This is a genomic window from Streptomyces sp. NPDC054794 (assembly GCF_053611585.1).
The window spans coordinates 134,270-152,959 of record NZ_JBSHAQ010000023.1 but is presented as its reverse complement, the minus strand read 5'-3'; the positions used below and the strand labels follow the sequence as shown (position 1 = coordinate 152,959).

The 18,690-nt window shown below is 70.2% G+C and carries 20 protein-coding genes, 1 tRNA gene and 1 pseudogene; 18 read left to right on the top strand and 4 right to left on the bottom strand.

Translation table 11 applies throughout. The features are described 5' to 3' along the window. Positions 1-142 precede the first annotated feature (142 nt). Complete coding sequence (locus tag ACWGKT_RS24620) at positions 143-445, bottom strand: hypothetical protein (protein WP_453275388.1); 303 nt, start codon at positions 443-445, stop codon at positions 143-145. Then, positions 442-897: an NUDIX hydrolase gene (locus ACWGKT_RS24615; RefSeq protein WP_453275387.1), complete on the bottom strand. Its 456-nt coding sequence runs from the start codon at positions 895-897 to the stop codon at positions 442-444. The genes ACWGKT_RS24620 and ACWGKT_RS24615 overlap by 4 nt, the downstream gene beginning before the upstream one ends. Positions 898-927: 30 nt before the next feature. Here ACWGKT_RS24615 and ACWGKT_RS24610 point away from each other — a divergent pair, with 30 nt between their 5' ends. The 11 genes from ACWGKT_RS24610 (at position 928) to ACWGKT_RS24560 (ending at position 8,320) form a co-directional block, all read left to right on the top strand. Beyond that, a complete protein-coding gene (locus ACWGKT_RS24610) occupies positions 928-1,707 on the top strand; it encodes a GntR family transcriptional regulator (protein ID WP_453275386.1) in 780 nt (259 codons plus the stop codon). Positions 1,708-1,845: 138 nt separating this feature from the next. Next, positions 1,846-2,205 carry an SCO3933 family regulatory protein gene (locus ACWGKT_RS24605; RefSeq protein WP_453275385.1) on the top strand — a complete coding sequence of 120 codons (360 nt, stop codon included), beginning with the start codon at positions 1,846-1,848 and terminating at the stop codon, positions 2,203-2,205. Between the two features lie 2 nt (positions 2,206-2,207). Continuing rightward, the gene (locus ACWGKT_RS24600; RefSeq protein WP_453275384.1) at positions 2,208-3,560 is read left to right on the top strand and encodes an FtsK/SpoIIIE domain-containing protein; all 1,353 of its coding nucleotides are present in this window, start codon (positions 2,208-2,210) and stop codon (positions 3,558-3,560) included. Between the two features lie 90 nt (positions 3,561-3,650). Next, on the top strand, positions 3,651-3,857 hold the full coding sequence (locus tag ACWGKT_RS24595; protein WP_453275383.1) for a hypothetical protein: 207 nt from the start codon (positions 3,651-3,653) through the stop codon (positions 3,855-3,857). Then, positions 3,857-4,513 (top strand): DUF2637 domain-containing protein, encoded by a 657-nt coding sequence (locus ACWGKT_RS24590; protein WP_453275382.1) that lies wholly within the window; start codon positions 3,857-3,859, stop codon positions 4,511-4,513. The genes ACWGKT_RS24595 and ACWGKT_RS24590 overlap by 1 nt, the downstream gene beginning before the upstream one ends. An 18-nt stretch (positions 4,514-4,531) precedes the next feature. Continuing rightward, positions 4,532-4,723, top strand: coding sequence for a mobile element transfer protein (locus ACWGKT_RS24585; protein WP_453275381.1), 192 nt, complete (start codon positions 4,532-4,534; stop codon positions 4,721-4,723). A gap of 13 nt (positions 4,724-4,736) precedes the next feature. Then, a complete protein-coding gene (locus ACWGKT_RS24580; RefSeq protein WP_453275380.1) occupies positions 4,737-4,892 on the top strand; it encodes a hypothetical protein in 156 nt (51 codons plus the stop codon). Positions 4,893-4,916: 24 nt separating this feature from the next. Beyond that, a complete protein-coding gene (locus tag ACWGKT_RS24575; protein ID WP_453275379.1) occupies positions 4,917-5,234 on the top strand; it encodes a SpdD-like protein in 318 nt (105 codons plus the stop codon). Between the two features lie 127 nt (positions 5,235-5,361). Continuing rightward, positions 5,362-6,729: a replication initiator protein RepSA gene (gene repSA, locus ACWGKT_RS24570; protein ID WP_453275378.1), complete on the top strand. Its 1,368-nt coding sequence runs from the start codon at positions 5,362-5,364 to the stop codon at positions 6,727-6,729. Further along, positions 6,726-6,926: a helix-turn-helix transcriptional regulator gene (locus ACWGKT_RS24565; protein WP_235460008.1), complete on the top strand. Its 201-nt coding sequence runs from the start codon at positions 6,726-6,728 to the stop codon at positions 6,924-6,926. The genes repSA and ACWGKT_RS24565 overlap by 4 nt, the downstream gene beginning before the upstream one ends. After that, positions 6,926-8,320, top strand: coding sequence for a tyrosine-type recombinase/integrase (locus ACWGKT_RS24560; RefSeq protein WP_453275377.1), 1,395 nt, complete (start codon positions 6,926-6,928; stop codon positions 8,318-8,320). The genes ACWGKT_RS24565 and ACWGKT_RS24560 overlap by 1 nt, the downstream gene beginning before the upstream one ends. A 183-nt stretch (positions 8,321-8,503) precedes the next feature. Here ACWGKT_RS24560 and ACWGKT_RS24555 read toward each other — a convergent pair. Continuing rightward, positions 8,504-8,576, bottom strand: a tRNA-Arg gene (locus tag ACWGKT_RS24555). A 320-nt stretch (positions 8,577-8,896) separates the two neighbouring features. Here ACWGKT_RS24555 and ACWGKT_RS24550 point away from each other — a divergent pair. The 4 genes from ACWGKT_RS24550 (at position 8,897) to ACWGKT_RS24535 (ending at position 15,196) form a co-directional block, all read left to right on the top strand. Then, positions 8,897-10,504, top strand: coding sequence for a dynamin family protein (locus ACWGKT_RS24550; protein WP_453275376.1), 1,608 nt, complete (start codon positions 8,897-8,899; stop codon positions 10,502-10,504). A 267-nt stretch (positions 10,505-10,771) separates the two neighbouring features. Beyond that, complete coding sequence (locus ACWGKT_RS24545; protein ID WP_453275392.1) at positions 10,772-12,754, top strand: GTPase; 1,983 nt, start codon at positions 10,772-10,774, stop codon at positions 12,752-12,754. Positions 12,755-13,010: 256 nt separating this feature from the next. Beyond that, positions 13,011-13,481 (top strand): single-stranded DNA-binding protein, encoded by a 471-nt coding sequence (locus ACWGKT_RS24540; RefSeq protein WP_453275375.1) that lies wholly within the window; start codon positions 13,011-13,013, stop codon positions 13,479-13,481. 323 nt (positions 13,482-13,804) lie between these two features. Continuing rightward, a complete protein-coding gene (locus ACWGKT_RS24535; RefSeq protein ID WP_453275374.1) occupies positions 13,805-15,196 on the top strand; it encodes a Cys-Gln thioester bond-forming surface protein in 1,392 nt (463 codons plus the stop codon). 93 nt (positions 15,197-15,289) lie between these two features. On the opposite strand, the pseudogene ACWGKT_RS24530 reads toward ACWGKT_RS24535, so the two are convergent. After that, positions 15,290-15,592, bottom strand: a pseudogene (locus ACWGKT_RS24530) (DUF190 domain-containing protein). A 305-nt stretch (positions 15,593-15,897) separates the two neighbouring features. On the opposite strand from ACWGKT_RS24530, the gene ettA reads away from it, so the two are divergent. Genes ettA through ACWGKT_RS24515 form a run of 3 tightly spaced genes read left to right on the top strand, consistent with a single transcriptional unit; the run spans position 15,898 to position 18,680 of the window. After that, positions 15,898-17,562 (top strand): energy-dependent translational throttle protein EttA, encoded by a 1,665-nt coding sequence (gene ettA, locus ACWGKT_RS24525; protein ID WP_356145144.1) that lies wholly within the window; start codon positions 15,898-15,900, stop codon positions 17,560-17,562. A 6-nt stretch (positions 17,563-17,568) separates the two neighbouring features. After that, positions 17,569-18,009 carry an acyl-CoA thioesterase gene (locus ACWGKT_RS24520; RefSeq protein WP_453275373.1) on the top strand — a complete coding sequence of 147 codons (441 nt, stop codon included), beginning with the start codon at positions 17,569-17,571 and terminating at the stop codon, positions 18,007-18,009. Continuing rightward, positions 18,006-18,680: a hypothetical protein gene (locus ACWGKT_RS24515; protein ID WP_356145141.1), complete on the top strand. Its 675-nt coding sequence runs from the start codon at positions 18,006-18,008 to the stop codon at positions 18,678-18,680. Before ACWGKT_RS24520 ends, ACWGKT_RS24515 begins: the two co-directional genes overlap by 4 nt. Positions 18,681-18,690 lie beyond the last annotated feature (10 nt).

Here is an 18,690-nt window from a genome sequence, read left to right as displayed (position 1 = left end):
CGGGGGGGGGGGGGCGGGTTCACCGCCCGCCCGGCGGGGCGGGGGGCGGGCCCGCGCGCGGGGAGCGGAGCGAGCCGCCTTGATGAAGTAGGGAAAGTCTTATCCCGCTGAGGCGCGGGTGAGGCGGTCGCGTCTGGTGGGCTCAAGGCTCTGTGGCTCGGCCGCCGTCGGAGTCGGCCGGTCGCTGGTGGCCGCATGCGAGCTTCTCGCCGTTGGTCCCCGTCACCTCGTAGTCGAGCAACGCGTTGTAGGGGTCGCCGCCTTGGTAGAGCCAGACCGTGAACACGTCGTTGGCGACGACCACTGAGAACTGCACGTTGGCGTTGCTCAGTGGCACGACCTCGAAGGCCTCCCCGGGCTTCATCCAGAAGTCTTCGCCGTATGGCTCGATGAACAGGCAGACATCCGTGTCGCCCGCGTTCTCGACCGGCAGTGTGGACTTCATGCGTTCTCGTCGAGGAGGCGCTGCCCGTCGTGATTGCGTACGTGGGGCCCGTTGCCGTCCAACGCGTCCAAGAGCCTCACTGCGAATGCCTCGGACATGCGCTCACTGACCTCATCCGGCGTGAGCCATGAGACCGCTGTGGACTCGCCCGACGTGCGCTCCGCACCGCCGGACGGCTTGCAGCGGAAGACCAGGGCGACGACGCCGCGGGCCATGTTCTTGTAGACGCCCGTGAGTTCGTCCACCTCGACGTGGATGCCCGTCTCCTCCAGGACCTCGCGGGCGACACCGGCCTCGGGGGTCTCGTCGAGTTCGAGGATGCCGCCGGGGAGCTCCCAGTTGCCGTTGTCGGCTCGGCGGATGGCCAGGAGGCGGCCGTCCTCGCGCACCACTACTCCGGCGACGGACACGGAGTGCAGGGGAGGCGCTGTCGCTTCCTGTGGTTGACTCATGTAGAGGAGCTTAGGAGGCAGAGAAGGACTATGGGAACTGCTGCTGGAGGGGGCGCTTCCGGGCCTCGGTACGTGCAGATCGCGGAAGAGATCGTGCAGCAGATCCGGGCGGGGATCATGAAGCCCGGTGACATGGTGCCGAGCGAATCCGAGCTGGTGGACCGCTACGGCGTGTCCGGCGGCACGATCCGTAAGGCCATGGTCGAGGTACGGGCGAGCGGGCTGGTAGAGACCCGGCACGGCAAGGGCTCGATCGTGAAGGACCGGCCCCCGGTGCGGCACCGTTCCTCCGACCGCTTCCGGCGCTCGCTCCGGCAAGGTGGCCAGGCGGCCTACCTCGCGGAGTCCGCCCAGTCCGGCGCCACCGCCAACGTCAGCGTCCTCTACATCGGGCCGATGGACGCGCCCGAGGGTGCCGCCCAACGCTTGGGCGTCCCCGTCGGTGCACAGGTGCTGGCCCGTCGGCGCCTCTACTTCCGCAACGGCACCCCGGTCGAGGTCGCCACCTCCTACCTCCCGTGGGACGTCGTGAAGGACATCCCCGAGCTGTTCGCTGAGAACCCTGGCGGCGGTGGCATCTACGCCCGACTCGAAGACCACGGGCACGAGTTCGCGGAGTTCGTCGAGACGCTCCAGGCGCGGCCGGCCTCGAAGTCGGAGGCTTCGGAGTTGGCGCTGAGCCCGGGGGCGGCCGTGGTTCACCTCATTCGGGAAGCCCGTACGACCGCGGGTCTCGTGGTCGAGGTGTGCGACACCCTCATGGCCGCTGACCAGTTCGTTTTCGAGTACCGCATCCCTGCCGACGACTGACGGCTCCTCAACTTCCAGCAGCCCGCCACGAGTTTCTCTTCGTGGCGGGTTGACTCATGTATAGGAGTCAGGCACTCTTCTTCATGTCACTCATGTACATGAGTGACGGAGCTCAGCATCTATAGAGGAGTGTTTGCTGTGCGTCAGATTCCCGTCGACACCTCCACCGCCATCGTCATGGTCGCCAAGACTCCGCAGGTCAAGGTGCGTGACCGGCGTACCGGAGAGATCGCCACCGACACCGAGACCGGAGCGAAGCTCATGACGGTCGACGTGATGTTCGCGGCGAACGAGGAAGTGGAGATCCTGTCCATCACTGTTCCGGAGCCCGGGATCACCGGCGAGCTGGCCATGGGTACGCCGGTCGCGCTCACCGGCCTCATCGCCCGGCCCTGGGAGAACGACTTCAACGGCCAGAAGCGGCACGGGATCGCCTTCCGCGCGGTCGCGGTCACCTCGCTCGCCGAGGCCGCCGCCGCAGGGCTGAAGGCCGCCTGATCATGACCGCCTTCGCGGTCGCTCTGGTGCTGGTCGTCGCCACCGCGGGTCTCCTGCGGTGGCGGCGCCCCGCCTGGTACTGGTTGGCCTTCGGGGTCACGCTAGTGGCGTTACGGGTCCTGGTCCGGTACGGCACGGTCATGGATGCCTGCGGCCTGACCGTCCCGCCCTCACGGTGGCGACTCGCCCTGGCTCGGGCCACCAACCGGCCCATCCCGGAGTCCCGTCCGCCGCGCATCCTGCGGCTGCGGCCGACTCGCACGGGTCTGGTCCTGCGGCTCAAACTCCGGCCCGGTCAGGACGCGTTCGACGTCGCGGCCGCCTCGGACCGCCTCCGGCACTCGTTCTCGATGTACGGCGTCAACTCCCGTGAGGTGCGCTCCGGCGTCGTCGAGGTGCGGATGACCGGCTACGACGTACTCAAGCGGGTGCAGATGCCGGCAGCGACCGAGACGCGACCCATGCGGGTTCCCGTCGCGTTGCGCGAGGACGGTACGGTCCACTACCGCGACTACCGGGCCATACCCCACGCCCTCACCCTCGGCGCCACGGAATCCGGCAAGTCCGTCTACCAACGGAACCTGGTCGCCGGCCTCGCCCCCATGGACGTCGCCCTCGTCGGCATCGACTGCAAGCAAGGGGTTGAGCTGTTCCCGCTGGCCCGAAGGTTCTCCGCCCTCGCCGACACTCCTGACGCCGCTGCTGAACTGCTCGACGCGCTTGTGGCCCGGATGGCGGACGTCTATCAACTCATTCGTGCTCAGCAGCGCATCACCGCTGACGTGCCGGACGCCGAGATCGCCGCCGACATCTGGGACCTGCCCGACGGACTGCGTCCAACCCCGGTCGTCGTGCTCGTCGATGAGGTCGCCGAACTCGCCCTCTTCGCCAGCAAGGAGGAGGAGAAACGCCGGGACCGCATCATCACCGCGCTGGTCCGGCTCGCCCAACTCGGACGCGCTGCAGGCATCTACCTCGAAATCTGCGGACAGCGCTTCGGCTCCGAACTCGGCAAAGGCATCACGATGCTCCGTGCCCAGCTCACCGGCCGTACCGCCCACCGCGTCAACGACGAGACCTCCGCGAACATGGCCTTCGGTGACATCTCACCGGACGCCGTCCTCGCCGCCATCCAGATCCCAGCCGAGATGCGGGGGGTCGCCATTGCCGGCAACTCCACCGGCGGCTGGCACCGCATCCGTGCCCCGCACACCTCGCTCCGCCAGGCCGTGAACCTCTGCAACCGGTACGCCGATCGCACCCCGTACCTGCCCGAACTGGAGCCCTTCCGGCCCGCGCTCACCGGCCCCGCCACTTCCGCGCCCTCGGTCAAGCCCGCGCCGGTCACCGCCTGATCGCTCGCACCACAGCAGCCCAACGGCCGGCGCGACCGCCTTCGCGTCGAGTCCCTACCCCCGCCATGCCTGATGAAGGGAGAACCCGGCATGTGCCCGAACTGCGAGGACTTCGCCCGGACCGTGCTCCTCCTCGGCCAACTCGCCTTGTACGGCGACATGACCGGCGCCGACCTCGACTTCGTGGAAGCGGTCAGCTCGTCCCTCGCCGTCTCGCTGCCCGAGCCGCCGCCCGGCATGTTCCCGCCCGGCTACGACCCCGAGGGCGGCCCCGCCTCTCCAGACGAGCACTCCTGATGGGCGCCCGTCGCGGCCTGCGTGTCGACGCGGTACTGGTCCAGGCCGTCATCGCCGGTGCCCTGTCCTTCGCCCACCTGCACGACCTGGCTTCCGCGGCCGGACAGGACGGCTGGAAGGCGTGGGCCTACCCGGTCAGCGTCGACCTGCTTCTGGTCGCGGCCTGGCGGCGGCTGCGCAGTGAGGGGCCCTCTCGGCTGGCCTGGTGCTGGTTCGTGATCGCCCTGTTCGCCTCGCTCGGCGCCAACATCGCCACCGCCGGGTTCCTCGACCTGACCGACCCGCCCGCCCTGCTCCGCCTCGGCGTCGCCGGATGGCCCGCGCTCGCCTTCCTCGGCGGAACGCTCCTCGCCCACTCGGCCGGTGCGGAGCCGGAGCCTGCTGCGCAGGCGTCTGTGCCGGACACGCCGAACACCGAACCTCGACTCGCGGAAGCAACCGTGCACGAGTCGCACGCGGACCCGGCTCCGGTCGAGGTCGAGAGTCCTGCCCCGGCGCCCCCGCCGCCCGTCCCCGCAGTCCTCGTCGACCACGCCCGCAAGGTCGCCGACGAGTACCGCGCCCGCACCGGGGCCCCGATCGACACAGACACCTTGCGCTCCCGCCTCGGCGTCCCGCCCCATCTCGCCGACGCCATCGCCGCGCACCTCGCCTGACAGTAAGGAGACGTCTCGATGCCTGCCCGCGACAACTTCCACTCCGTGATGCGGATCGGCCCCGTCCAGATCGGAACCCACCGCGACCGGAACGGCCGGACCGTGCACGCCGCCGTCTGCACCGCCGACCGCTGCGGCTGGTCTGCCGACTACTCCAGCCAGTCCGCCGCCCAACTCGCCGCCCGTACCCACCGCTGCTGCGTCCGCTAGGAGACCGCCCGCCATGCAGGTTCCGCTCTGGTTCGCCCTGCTCGTCGTCGGCTATCTCGGCGTCAAGCTCATCCGTCCGCCCGCCTGGCTCGTCGGTGTCCTGCTCCTCGGTGGCTTTCTCCTCGCCGACAGTGTGCTCGCACCCGCCATCAACAGCCTCGTCAAGTAGCCCTGTTCTGAAGGGAGTCCATCGATGTTCCGTCCGAAGATCCCGACCATGCCCGTCCCGACCGGGCGTGTGACGCCGGCCGCCCTCGTCGAGCCGGCCACGGTCATCACCCCGGCGCAGACCGCGCCGTCCGCCCCCGCGGCTCCTTCGCCGACCCGGCCGGTCGTCCAGCTCACCCCGGGCACCGCGCTCGCCCTGGTCGGTGGTGGCACGGCCGTGGTCCTGGTCGTCGGCGCCGTCCTGGTCTCCATGCTCCTGGCGATCGCCGTCACCGGAGCCTCGGTCGCCGTCTGCGCCCTCGTCGTCCGCTCGCTGATCTCCTCTGAGACCCGTCGGCGCTGACCGGCCCCCGGGCGGCCTCGATACCGCCAAGCATCCGCCGCCCGGGCGCCGTCCCTGTCCGATCTCGCAACCGGAAGGAACCACCAGCATGGCCCACCGCGCCTCAGCTTCGACACCGAGTGCGCCCGTGCCCGCCACATTCCTCGACCCCATCACCTTCGGAGACCTGCTCCGGGTGGCGTCAGCCTCCGACTACGCCCGATGGGAAGACCAGATCCGCCGCACCGGAGGCTGCTCCGACCCGATCCACCTCACCGGCTGGGTCCTCCACAAGGACAAGACCACCGGCGAATTGCTGCACCACTACTCCACCGCGGACGAGCCCGGTGGGCGCCTCCGCCTCGCCTGCGGCAACCGTCGAGCCTCCCGCTGTCCGTCCTGCGCCTGGACCTACGCCGGCGACACCTACCACCTCATCCGCGCCGGCCTGGCCGGGGACGACCGACGGGACATCCCCGCAGCGGTCCGCGAACACCCGCGCGTCTTCGCCACCCTCACGGCACCCTCGTTCGGCCCGGTCCACAACCGTCCCGACCACGGCGCCTGCCGCTGTGGCACACAGCATCCTTCCGACGCACCGGAGTTGGGCGCGGCCCTTGACCCGAACACCTACGACTACGCGGGCGCCGTGCTGTTCAACAACCACGCCGGGCAGTTGTGGCAGCGCTTCACCACACGGCTCCGCCGCGAGATCGCCGCTCGCGCCGGCCTCTCCCGCCGGGAGCTCTCCGACCACCTCCGGGTTTCGTACGGCAAGGTCGCCGAGTTCCAGAAGCGCGGCGCCTTGCACTTCCATGCCGTCGTACGCCTCGACGGCCCGGAGGGGCCTGGGACGTCTCCGCCCGCCTGGGCCACGGTCGACCTCCTCATGGACGCACTACAGGCCGCCGCAGCGCACTCCTACACCTCGGTGTCGGTATCGGCGGTCGAAGACCACCCCCCCCGTACCTTCCGCTGGGGCCGACAGCTCGACGTCCGCCCGGTGAAAGCCTTCGGCGACGGCTCAGACATCACCGAACAGGCCGTCGCCTCGTACGTGGCCAAGTACGCCACGAAGGCCGCTGAGAACACCGGGACCCTCGACCGCCGTATCGGCGAACTCGCCGAACTCGACCGCCACCAAGTCCCCGACCACACCCGACGGCTCATTACTGCGTGCCGCGACCTGGATGGCTTGTACCCGGACCGGCGCCTCTGGGCCTGGGCCCACATGCTCGGCTTCCGCGGGCACTTCTCGTCCAAGTCGCGCACGTACTCCACCACGCTCGGCGCCCTTCGCCAGGAACGTGCCGACTACCGCGCCGCACAGGATGCCTCCGCCCAGGGCCTCGACGACCGCGAGCCGGACACCGTCCTCGTCCTCACGGACTGGCAGTACGCCAGTCACGGCCACACACCGGGTGAGGCCGCGCTCGCAGCGACCATCGCCCGCGACCTCCAGACCAACCGCGAAACCGCTCGCGACGCCCTCCTGGACGAAGGGAGCACGGCATGACCACGGCCATCCGGTCACGACGTACCATGCTCACCCTCGCGGAGGTCTGTGAGGAACTGGCCGTCTCCCGCTCGACCTTCTACGACTGGCGGGCCAAGCGCCGCGCACCGCGTTGCATCAAGCTCCCGAACGGCGACCTCCGTATCCGGCGAAGCGACCTCGACCATTGGCTCGACGACCGCGAGGACGCCGCCTGATGGAGACGACATTCGACGTCAAGATCTACAAGATCCTGACCTACAAGGGCGCCAGGAAGACCACGTACACCGTGCGGTGGGTCGTGGCTGGCAAGCGTTGGCGCGAACCCTTCGACACCGTCGCGCTCGCCGAAGGCTTCCGCTCCGGACTCATCCAAGCCACAAGCAAGGGCGAGGCCTTCGTGGTCGGCACGGGCCTTCCGGTGTCCAATCGCTCCAAGGCTGCCGAGATGAGTTGGTACCAGTTCGCCGTCGAGTACGTGGATGCCCGCTGGCCTCAACTCGGCGGCAACAGCCGAAAGAACGTCGCCAAGACCCTGACCGCGACCACCGTCGCACTGATGCGGTCCAAGCCCACGCAGTTCGCCCTCGCCGACGTCCGCACCGCACTCCGCGAGTGGGCGTTCAACACGAACCGACGAGCGGACGCGCCCCGAGAGGTGGCGGCGATCCTCAGATGGGTCGAGCGGAACTCCCTGCCCGTCTCGGTTTGGGAGGACCCGGAGCGGGTCGAACAGATCCTGCACGCCATCGACACCCGGCTCGACGGCAAGCAGGCGGCGGCCTGGTCCAGGAAGCGCAATCGCCGCATCCTCAACGTCGCCATGGAGTACGCCGTCCGGCGGCGCATCCTGCGGGCGAACCCCCTGCCCAAGGGCAAGGAGTCGACTGGTGCCACGAAGACTACAAATGCCGTCGACAAGCGATCCTTGCTCAACCCCGAGCAGGCAGCCGCGATCCTCGACTGGATTCGGCGTCGGCCTCGGGGCGGCAAGCGGCTCCATGCCTTCTTCGCCACGCTCTACTACTGCGGGCCTCGGCCGGAGGAAGCGGTAGCGATGCGAGTGGAGGACGTGACCCTGCCTCCGGCCCAAGCCGCCGACCAATGGTGCGAGTTGCTCATCCACACGGCGACCCCGGAGGTCGGCAAGCAATGGACCGACACAGGAGAGATACACGAACGGCGCGATTTGAAAGGCCGTGCGGAGGGTGAGACGCGCACTGTGCCTGGGCATCCTGCCCTGACCCGCATCCTGCGGCAGCACATCGAGGACGAACAGCTCCGGCCGGGTGATCTGCTGTTCCAGGGTGAGTTCGGGGGCATCCTCGCGGGGTCCGTCATCCGTCGGGCCTGGCGGAGTGCGCGTGCAGCCGTGCTGCCGCCGCACGTCTTCGACTCGCCGACCGGGCGGCGCGTCTACGACAACCGCAACACGCGGCTGACCAAGTGGCTCAACGACGGCATCCCGCCCGCCCAGGTGGCGGAGTGGGCCGGAAACAGTGTTGTGGTGCTCCTGTCCACCTACGCCCGCTGCGTCGAGGGGCAACTGCCGGATCTGAAGCGGCGGCTTGAAGCCGCCGGTGATCTCCCGGAGTTTTCGCCCGCCGACTGACCCTCCGTGCCGGGCGAAAACTTCGACACGTATTCGACACGGCCACCCGCGAAAGCCCGGTGACAGCCGGACAGCCCCGGAGTGCTCCCATGATCGGCGGGGGAGTGCCCGGGGCTCTGTCATGCCGTACGAAACGCACTCTGAACAGCAAAAACGCCCTCCCGAGGGAGGGCGGAGACTGGGCGCCCCCGGCAGGACTCGAACCTGCGGCCAAGCGCTTAGAAGGCGCCTGCTCTATCCACTGAGCTACGGGGGCCGGTGTGGTGGCCTCGTTCGTGGTGCCCGGGTGTGGGCTGATCCGTGACGTTGCCGGGGACAAGGATAGGGCTCCCGGATCCTTGACCCTGTTGCTTCGCCTCCGTGGCTCGATGTGGAGGTTCGGTGAAGCGGTCCTGATAATCGCAGGCAGGTACGAATCGTGCACCGCTTTTGGCGTCCGACGCACCGGGTGTTGTGCACTCGTTATGCCTCGACTGTGCCCGTGTCCCAGTCGTCCCTTCCGTCCGTTGTGTCCCGTCGGCGCGCAGACATGTCTATATGCTTCAGAATTCCCCTAAAATTGGGCATTCTTCGCATGTGGTGACCTTGGACGTACGGCCTCAGCTGCTCGACACACTTTCCGCCCTGCGCGACCGTGTCGCCGCCGCACGCTTCCCGCTGCCCCTGGCGGGGGCCCCACGCGCGCGTGCGAACCGCGACGAACTGCTCGCACAGCTCGACGACTACTTGGTGCCCCGGCTGAGACAGCCCGAAGCACCCTTGCTGGTCGTCGTGGGCGGATCCACGGGCGCGGGCAAGTCGACACTCGTCAATTCCCTGGTGGGGCGACGGGTCAGCGAGGCGGGCGTGCTGCGGCCGACTACCAGGACTCCGGTCCTGGTGTGCCACCCGGAGGACCATCACTGGTTCAGCGGGATGCGCGTCCTGCCCGACCTCACGCGCGTGTGGGCGCCCCAACAGGATCCCGGGGAGGATTTGCTGCTCGCGAGCGAAGATCCCGCGCGCGTGCTGCGGATCGAGACCGTCGAGAGCCTGCCGCCCGGGCTCGCCCTGCTCGACGCGCCCGACGTCGACTCGCTGGTGGCCGACAACCGTGTCCTCGCGGCCCAGCTGATCTGCGCGGCCGACATCTGGGTCATGGTCACGACGGCCGCCCGGTACGCCGACGCCGTGCCCTGGCACCTGCTGCGCACCGCCAAGGAGTACGACGCCACCCTGGTGACCGTCCTCGACCGCGTGCCGCACCAGGTCGTCTCCGAGGTCTCGCGCCAGTACGGCGCCCTGCTCACCAAGGCAGGCCTCGGCGACGTACCCCGGTTCACCGTGCCCGAGCTGCCCGAGTCGGCCTGGGGCGGCGGCCTGCTGCCGGCCACCGCCGTGGCGCCGCTGCGGACCTGGCTCGTCCAGCGGGCCCAGGACCCCGCCGCACGGCAGCACGCCATGGCGCGTACGGCGTACGGCGTCCTCGACTCGCTCAAGGCCCGGGTGCCCGAGCTGGCCGGCGCCGCCGCCGCCCAGTACGCCGCCGCGCTCCGCCTCACCGCCGCCGTCGACGGGGCGTACGACAGCGAGCACACGCGCGTGCGGGGACGGCTGCAGGCCGGGGCGGTGCTCTCCGGGGGTGCCCTGAGGCGCTGGCGCGCCTTCCCCCTCGACTGCACCGCCGGCGAGCTCCTCGACGCCCTGGTGGAGAGCCTGGCCGCGCTGCTGGTGTGCGCCGTCACCGCCGCGGACGAGCGCATCGACGACGCCTGGCGGCGCGAACCGGCCGCGGGCGCCCCCGGGCTCGCCGAACGGGATCCGTCCCAGGAGAGCGCCGAGCACCGCGTCGGGCTGGGCGTACGGCGCTGGCGGCGCGAACTGGAGGAGTACGCGGAGGAGCAGGTGCGCGAGCTCGACCGGGGTGCGGCCACGGATCCGGAGGTCGTCGCCGCCCTGGTCGCCACCGCGCTGCTCGGCGGCCGCCGGGCCCGTTCGGCGGGCGAGGGGCTCGCCGAGCGGATCGGCGCGCAGAGCGCGCTGCGGCTGGGCGAACGCGCCGGACGGCTGCTCACCGAACACCTGGACCGGGTCATGCACACCGAGCGCGAGCGCCGCCTCGCCCCGCTGGACGCCCTCGACGTCCACCCCGAGTACCAGGCCGAACTCATCGCCGCTCTGTCCGTACTGCAGAAGGAGAGGTGACCGGTGACCGCCGTCACTGACCAGGACCACACGGACACGGACTACACAGAGGACATGGGTCACATCGAGCGCACCGATCACGCAGAGCCCGTCGATCACACGATGCACGCCGATCACACCGAGCCCGAGCGCTTCGGTCACACGCAGCGCGCCGATCACACCCAACACATCGATCACACCGATCACACCGATCACGCGGAGCGCGGGCGCACCGATCTCACGAAGCCCAGCGGCCGCACGGAGCAGGCGGGCGAGCACCTCGGACACATGGATCGCGCCGACGACACGGAAGACCCGGTCCCGACCACCGGCGACCTCGAAAACGGCTCCTCCAAGGAGGACGGTTCCGAAAATCGCCTCCCCGAAGAGGCCCACTCGAATGAGCCGGCCGAGGACGAGAAGGAGGCGGCCACGGCGCCCCACGCGCGCGTGGAGAGCCCGGGGGAGGACCGGGGAGAGCATCGGGGGCAGAGCGCGGACGACGGCGACGCGGCCGCCTCCGCCGCCTCGGACCACCCCGACTCGCCGGACCACCCCGACTCCGCGCCCGCCTGGGACGACGGCCTCATCGCGCGCCGCGTCACCGAGGCGGCCGCCGCCGAACAGCACCCCGTGGTCGAGATCCGGGCCGCCGGCCTGCAGAACGCGGCCCCCCTGGCGTACGACGGCCCGCTCCGCTCCCGCCTCGACGCGCTGCGTGAACTGGTCGGACTCTCCCGCACCCGCCTCGACAGCCGCACCCTCGCCGAGGCCAGCCGGGTCCTCGACGAGGCGGCGGCGCGGCGCAAGCTCTCCGGGGAGCACACCGTCGTCGCCATCGCGGGCGCCTCCGGCAGCGGCAAGTCGCAGCTGTTCAACGCGCTCGCCGGGGTCAGCATCTCGGAGACCGGGGTACGCCGGCCGACCACCGCCGCGCCCATCACGTGCAGCTGGAGCGACGGCGCCGCCCCCCTCATCGACCGGCTCGGCATCCCCGGCCGGCTGCGCCGACGGCCCGTGCAGAGCCCGGAGGCCGAGGCGCAGCTGCGCGGGCTGATCCTGGTCGACCTGCCCGACCACGACTCGGCCGCCGTGCAGCACCGCGAACAGGTGGACCGTGTCCTGAAGCTCGTCGACGCGGTCATCTGGGTCGTCGATCCCGAGAAGTACGGCGACGCCGTCCTCCACGAGCGCTATCTGCGGCCCATGGCGGGCCACGCGGAGATCATGTTCGTCGTCCTCAACCAGGTCGACCGGCTGCCCGGTGAGGCCGCCGACCAGGTCCTCGACGACCTGCGGCGGCTGCTCGACGAGGACGGCATCGCCCTGGGGGAGTACGGCGACCCGGGCGCGACCGTGCTCGCGCTGTCCGCGCTCACCGGGCAGGGCGTCGGGGAACTGCGCGAGGCCCTCGGCCAGTTCGTCACGGAGCGCGGCGCGGCGGCCCGTCGGGTCGCCGCCGACGTGGACGCCGCCGCGTCCGGGCTGCGGCACGTGTACGCCACCGGACGGCGGGCCGGGCTCAGCGAGCAGGCGCGGGAGGAGTTCTCCGCGCGCCTCGCCGACGCGGTGGGCGCCACCGCCACCGGCGAGGCCGCCGAACGCGCCTGGCTGCGCAACGCCAACCGGGCCTGCGGCACGCCCTGGCTCAGGCTGTGGCGGTGGTGCCAGAACCGGAGCGATCCCGCCACCGGACGCCTTCAGTTGCGTACCCAGGCGGACGAGGAGGCCACGGCGCGCCAGCGCGTCGAGCAGGCGGTCCGTACCGTGTCCGACCGCGCCTCGGCCGGGCTGCCCGCGCCCTGGGCGCAGGCGGTGCGCGAGGCGGCCGTACGCGGCTCCCAGGGGCTGTCCGAGGCGCTGGACGAGCTTGCGGCGCGTGCCGGGGTGCCGACGGGTCGGCCGCCGCGGCCGGGCTGGTGGCCGGTGGCCGTCCTGGCCCAGGCGTCCATGACGCTTCTGCAGGTCGTCGGCGGGCTGTGGCTGGTGGGGCAGATCGCCGGGGTCATGGCCCCGAACCTGGGCGTGCCGGTGCTGTTGATGGTGGCCGGCATCATCGGCGGGCCGCTCGTCGAATGGAGCTGTCGGATGGCGGCACGCGGACCCGCCAGACGGTACGGCCTGGAGGCGGAACGTCGATTGCGGGAGGCGGCGGCGGGCTGCGGCCGGGCCCGGGTGCTCGATCCGGTGGCCGCGGAGCTACTGCGCTATCGAGAGGTGCGGGAGCAGTACGGGCAGGTCACGCGGGCCGGGGCGGCCGCGGTGGGGTGATCCATCCGGAGGCCGGATCCCTCGTCCGGGTGACGGAGTTTTCCCCAGGCGGTCGGTGGTGCACAGCGCTCAGCGGGCCCGGCCCGGCGGAGGCAGTCTGATCCCGCGGCGATTGCGACGCACGGCGGACGCGGTCGGCGGGGCGTGCGGCGGCGTACGGAAGGTGCGCGGCGGTACGCGGCAGACGCGGCCGTACGGGACGGGCCCGTACGCGTTTCCACCCGGTGCGAGTGCCCGGGCGAGGGAGGGGTTCGTGATGAACGAGACCATGGTGTGCGCGGTCGGCAACGTGGCGACGACGCCGGTGTACCGGGAACTGGCGGCAGGCCCTTCGGCCCGTTTCCGGCTGGCGGTGACCTCGCGCTACTGGGACCGCGAGAAGGGCGCCTGGACCGACGGACACACCAACTTCTTCACGGTGTGGGCCAACCGGCAGCTCGCCAGCAACGCCCAGGCCTCGCTGAGCGTGGGCGATCCGGTCATCGTCCAGGGACGGTTGAAGGTGCGTACGGAGACGCGCGAGGGACAGCCGAACTGGTCCTCGGCGGACATCGACGCGGTGGCGATCGGCCACGACCTCTCCCGCGGCAGCTCGGCCTTCCGCCGCTCGGCCAAACCGGAGGCCGCGCCCGTCGCACCGCAACCCGAGCCCAACTGGGAGACACCGGCGGGAGAGTCGGCGCAACCGCCCGCACAACAGTGCCCGGAGCCCGCCGCGGTGACGTGACGTCAGCCACATCCGGCGCCTGACCGAACTGCGGCATATCGATGACTGCGCTCCGAACGAACCGGTGGATTTGTCGATAAGCCCTGCTCGCGGTCGATCGGGGCGATAACGATTCCGAGTCGGATCGGTCATCCGACAAGATGACGGGGAAGGGCGGCCCGGCTGATCCTTAGGATGCCGGGCGTAGCCCTTGAGGCTGCTGATTCTGCTGGTGGGACCGTACCCCCCACATCAACCGGTCCTGCTCGAAGGGGAATTCTGTGCTTTCTGCGTTCTCTGGGCTCTCGGGACCGTGCGTGACGGCCGCGTCTTCAGCGCCCTTCGTGCCTTCCGCGCGCGGCCGACGGACCGTCCGCCTCGCCGCGGCGACGCTGGTGTCCGCACTCGCGGCCGCCGGCGCGCTGACCGGGGCCGGCACCGCGGCCGCCGCCGACGGCGGGCCGCAGGCCCAGGGCGGGGCGACCGCCACCATGGGCGGTCTGAAGACGTACGGCGAGGCCGTCATCCACGAGGACACGGGCGACCAGCAGGTGGCCGCGGGTCTGTTCGAGATGTCCGTCGAGGGCGGCGGCATGCTGCAGACCTACTGCGTCGACCTCCACAACCCCACGCAGAGAGACGCCAAGTACCAGGAGACGCCCTGGGAGAGCACCTCCCTGGGCGCCAACAAGAACGCCGGCCGGATCCGCTGGATCCTGCAGAACTCCTACCCGCAGGTGAACGACCTCGCCACGCTCGCCGAGCGGGCCGGTGCGCACGGCCTCACCGAGCAGGACGCCGCGGCCGGCACCCAGGTGGCCATCTGGCGTTACTCGGACGGCGCGGACGTCGACGCCGTCGACCCGCGGGCCGAGAAGCTCGCGGACTACCTGGAGAAGAGCGCCCGGGGCATGGCCGAGCCGCCGGCCTCGCTCACCCTGGACCCGCCCGCGGTCTCCGGGCGGCCCGGTGCGCCGCTCGGCCCGGTGACCGTGCACACCAACGCGCGTGCCGTGACGGTCATACCGCCATCGGACGCGGCCATGAGCGGAGTACGGATCGTCGACAAGGCCGGCAAGGCCGTCACCTCGGCGAAGAACGGCAGCCGACTGTACTTCGACGTCCCCGAGGACGCCGACGACGGCTCGGCGGCGCTGACCGTCCAGGCGTCGACCACCGTGCCGGTCGGCCGCGCCTTCGCCTCCGAGAGCCGCAGCCAGATCCAGATCCTGGCCGGCTCCAGCGAGTCGACGGTCTCCGCGACCGCGAGCGCCACCTGGGCGGAGAAGGGGGCGATACCCGCCCTGTCGGCCCACGAGAACTGCGCGCAGGGCAGCGTCGACCTGACGGCGGCCAACACGGGCGACAAGCCGTTCACCTTCGAGTTGATGGGCGCCGAGCACACCATCCCCGCGGGTGCCTCCCGCACGGTGAGCATCCCGCTCCAGGAGGACCAGGCCTACGACTTCACGATCACCGGCCCGGGCGGGTTCGAGCAGCGCTTCACCGGCGTCCTCGACTGTAAGACCCAGGGCAGTGCGGTCGACCTGAAGACCCAGACCCTCAGCGAGCCGAGCCCCGCCTCGGTCGGCGGCACCGCGGGCACCACCGACCTCGCCGCGACCGGCGGCTCCAGCATCACCCCCCTGATCGCGGGGGTGGCCATCGCCCTGGTCGTGATCGGCGGCGGTGCCCTGGTCCTGCTCCGAAAGAAGGAAACTCGGCCGGAAAGCTGAGCCACGGGAGACAAAGCCGGAGGGCCGAGGAACCCACAGGTCACAGCCCTCCGGCGGCCCATGCCGTCAGCTCACCACGGTTGCCGATGCGCATCAGCCCCCGCAGGCCTGTGCCGGGACGGAATCCCGGTTTGTGCATGACATGATCTGAACCCTTTCGACGATCACGAGCCCTTCGTCCACCAGCTCGCGCAGTGTCGGAAGGAATCGGCGTACTCGTTCCTCGTCGTCGACGATGACGATCACCAGCGGCAGGTCCCACGGAAGGCCGTCGCGCCGGCCAACCCCGCCTCATGGGCGCGATGCACGATCTCGGCGAACAGCGGCCCTGTGATGCCAGGTGTCGCACTCCTCTATGAAGATCGTCAGCTGTAGGGCCGTTTCCCTGGGCATCATGACGTCCTCCTGCCCATCACACAGGAGCCTTGCGCTGCACGCGCGGCCAATCGGGGCCTTCCATTCCGTACCCCTCCTACTCGCGGGAGCCAACAGACAGGCCAAGATCACTTCCGATAGCGCCGATCGGCACACTATGGAACGAATTCGTCCTAGATGCGACCGTTCCGTACGTGGGTACGGGTACGCCGCGAAACCACAGGTCAGAGGCCCTCGGTCAGACGCGTTTCCATCCGAGGGTGGCGGTCAGGCAAGATGGGGTGTATCTGCCCACTGCCAGATTTCAAGCTGCCGGACGGTTTCTCTTGGCTGAGTTCATTTACACCATGCGCAAGGCGCGCAAAGCGCACGGCGACAAGGTGATCCTCGACGACGTCACCCTGAGCTTCCTGCCGGGTGCGAAGATCGGCGTCGTCGGTCCGAACGGCGCCGGCAAGTCGACCGTGCTGAAGATCATGGCTGGGCTGGAGCAGCCCTCCAACGGTGACGCGTTCCTGTCGCCCGGTTACAGCGTCGGCATCCTGCTCCAGGAGCCCCCGCTGACCGAGGACAAGACCGTCCTGGAGAACGTCCAGGAGGGTGTCGCCGAGATCAAGGGCAAGCTCGACCGGTTCAACGAGATCGCCGAGCTCATGGCGACCGACTACTCCGACGCGCTGCTCGACGAGATGGGCAAGCTCCAGGAGGAGCTCGACCACGCCAACGCCTGGGACCTCGACGCCCAGCTGGAGCAGGCGATGGACGCCCTCGGCTGCCCGCCCGGCGACTGGCCGGTCACCAACCTCTCCGGTGGTGAGCGCCGCCGCGTCGCGCTGTGCAAGCTCCTGCTGGATCAGCCCGACCTGCTGCTCCTCGACGAGCCCACCAACCACCTCGACGCCGAGTCCGTGAACTGGCTGGAGCAGCACCTGGCCAAGTACCCGGGCACCGTCGTGGCGATCACCCACGACCGGTACTTCCTGGACAACGTCGCCGAGTGGATCCTGGAGCTCGACCGCGGCCGCGCCTACCCGTACGAGGGCAACTACTCCACGTACCTGGAGACCAAGGCGACCCGTCTCAAGGTCGAGGGCCAGAAGGACGCCAAGCGGCAGAAGCGGCTCAAGGAAGAGCTGGAGTGGGTCCGCTCCAACGCCAAGGGACGCCAGGCCAAGTCCAAGGCCCGTCTCGCGCGGTACGAGGAGATGGCCGCCGAGGCCGAGAAGATGCGGAAGCTGGACTTCGAGGAGATCCAGATCCCGCCGGGCCCGCGTCTGGGCAACGTCGTCGTCGAGGTCGACAAGCTGAACAAGGCCTTCGGTGAGAAGGTCCTCGTCGACGGCCTGAGCTTCACGCTCCCGCGCAACGGCATCGTCGGCGTCATCGGCCCGAACGGCGCCGGCAAGACCACGCTGTTCAAGATGATCCAGGGCCTGGAGACCCCGGACTCCGGCGACATCAAGGTCGGCGAGACCGTCAAGATCTCGTACGTCGACCAGGGCCGCTCCAACATCGACCCGAAGAAGACGCTGTGGGAGGTCGTCTCCGACGGGCTCGACTACATCAACGTCGGCCAGGTCGAGATGCCGTCGCGCGCCTATGTCTCCGCGTTCGGCTTCAAGGGCCCGGACCAGCAGAAGCCGGCCGGCATCCTCTCCGGCGGTGAGCGCAACCGCCTCAACCTCGCGCTCACCCTCAAGCAGGGCGGCAACCTGCTGCTCCTCGACGAGCCCACCAACGACCTCGACGTCGAGACCCTCAGCAGCCTGGAGAACGCGCTGCTGGAGTTCCCGGGCTGCGCCGTGGTCGTCTCTCACGACCGCTGGTTCCTGGACCGCGTCGCCACGCACATCCTCGCCTACGAGGGTGAGTCCAAGTGGTTCTGGTTCGAGGGCAACTTCGAGTCGTACGAGAAGAACAAGATCGAGCGCCTCGGCCCGGACGCCGCCCGTCCGCACCGCGCCACCTACAAGAAGCTGACCCGGGGCTGATCGATCTTGCGCCACATCTACCGCTGTCCCCTGCGCTGGTCGGACATGGACGCCTACGGCCATGTCAACAACGCGGTCTTCATTCGCTACCTGGAGGAAGCCCGGATCAACTTCCTGTTCCGTCCGGACAAGGAGTTCAAGCAGGGGTCGGTGGTGGCGCGCCATGAGATCGACTACAAGCGGCAGCTCGTGCACCGGCACCACCCGGTGGACATCGAGCTGTGGGTCGCGGAGATCCGGGCCGCGTCCTTCACCATCGCCTACGAGGTGAAGGACGGGGACCAGATCTACGTCCGCGCCTCGACGGTGGTCGTGCCGTTCGACTTCGAGACGCAGCGGCCGCGGCGGATCACGGCCGAGGAGCGGGATTTCCTCCAGGAATACACCGACGACTCCGACGACTCCGAGGCCGGTGCGTCCGAGAGCAAGGAGACCGTCGTCGTATGACGGTGCTCCACCTCGTCGACGACGGGGAGGCGGCGGATCTCGCGGCCTTCCTCTCGCGGCTGCTCCACTACGACCGTGCAGCCGCCGTGCGTCTGCAGGCGGCCGGGACGGCGCTCGCCGTGTTCGGGCGGCCGCCGTCCTTCGAGGTGCTGGCGGTCCGCGCGGTGCGGCTGGCGAAGCCGTACGAGAACGGCCTCGACGCGACGCTGGACGTCACCGTCTCCGCCGGTGAGCTGCTGGAGTCCGTCGACGAGCGGGCGGCCACGGCCGCCGTCCCGGACGCGGTCACCGGACCGCCGTGGGCGGGGCTGCTGCCGCCACGCGGCGGCTGGCAGCCGGAGCCGGGGCTGCCGGCCCCGGACGCGCTGCGGGCGATGGTCGCCGCCGGTGTCGCCGAATTCCGTTCCCGTACGCAGGAGTTGGCGCCGGAGCGGCGTACCCGGGCCGAGCTCGACCGGGTCGGACGGGAGATCTGGTCCCGCACGGTCGCCGACACGGACCTGCCGGTGCGGGCCGTGCACGCGGCCCAGTCGCTGGGCTTCCTGCGGACCGGTGACGCGGCGGACCTCGCGCTGCTCTCCTCGGGCGTATGGCTCAGGCTGCGCACCCCCTACGGCTCGATCGCCGTACGCCGGGCGGGCCTCGGGGTACTGGGCGTCAGCGTCCGCTGACTCGCACCGC

What these genes read in the sequence shown, in the direction of transcription:
- ACWGKT_RS24620 (WP_453275388.1), bottom strand. Translation starts at nt 445, where the DNA reads ATGAAGTCCACACTGCCGGTCGAGAACGCGGGCGACACGGATGTCTGC.
- ACWGKT_RS24615 (WP_453275387.1), bottom strand. Translation starts at nt 897, where the DNA reads ATGAGTCAACCACAGGAAGCGACAGCGCCTCCCCTGCACTCCGTGTCC.
- ACWGKT_RS24610 (WP_453275386.1), top strand. Translation starts at nt 928, where the DNA reads ATGGGAACTGCTGCTGGAGGGGGCGCTTCCGGGCCTCGGTACGTGCAG.
- ACWGKT_RS24600 (WP_453275384.1), top strand. Translation starts at nt 2,208, where the DNA reads ATGACCGCCTTCGCGGTCGCTCTGGTGCTGGTCGTCGCCACCGCGGGT.
- ACWGKT_RS24595 (WP_453275383.1), top strand. Translation starts at nt 3,651, where the DNA reads ATGTGCCCGAACTGCGAGGACTTCGCCCGGACCGTGCTCCTCCTCGGC.
- ACWGKT_RS24590 (WP_453275382.1), top strand. Translation starts at nt 3,857, where the DNA reads ATGGGCGCCCGTCGCGGCCTGCGTGTCGACGCGGTACTGGTCCAGGCC.
- ACWGKT_RS24585 (WP_453275381.1), top strand. Translation starts at nt 4,532, where the DNA reads ATGCCTGCCCGCGACAACTTCCACTCCGTGATGCGGATCGGCCCCGTC.
- ACWGKT_RS24580 (WP_453275380.1), top strand. Translation starts at nt 4,737, where the DNA reads ATGCAGGTTCCGCTCTGGTTCGCCCTGCTCGTCGTCGGCTATCTCGGC.
- ACWGKT_RS24575 (WP_453275379.1), top strand. Translation starts at nt 4,917, where the DNA reads ATGTTCCGTCCGAAGATCCCGACCATGCCCGTCCCGACCGGGCGTGTG.
- ACWGKT_RS24565 (WP_235460008.1), top strand. Translation starts at nt 6,726, where the DNA reads ATGACCACGGCCATCCGGTCACGACGTACCATGCTCACCCTCGCGGAG.
- ACWGKT_RS24560 (WP_453275377.1), top strand. Translation starts at nt 6,926, where the DNA reads ATGGAGACGACATTCGACGTCAAGATCTACAAGATCCTGACCTACAAG.
- ACWGKT_RS24545 (WP_453275392.1), top strand. Translation starts at nt 10,772, where the DNA reads ATGGATCGCGCCGACGACACGGAAGACCCGGTCCCGACCACCGGCGAC.
- ACWGKT_RS24540 (WP_453275375.1), top strand. Translation starts at nt 13,011, where the DNA reads ATGAACGAGACCATGGTGTGCGCGGTCGGCAACGTGGCGACGACGCCG.
- ACWGKT_RS24515 (WP_356145141.1), top strand. Translation starts at nt 18,006, where the DNA reads ATGACGGTGCTCCACCTCGTCGACGACGGGGAGGCGGCGGATCTCGCG.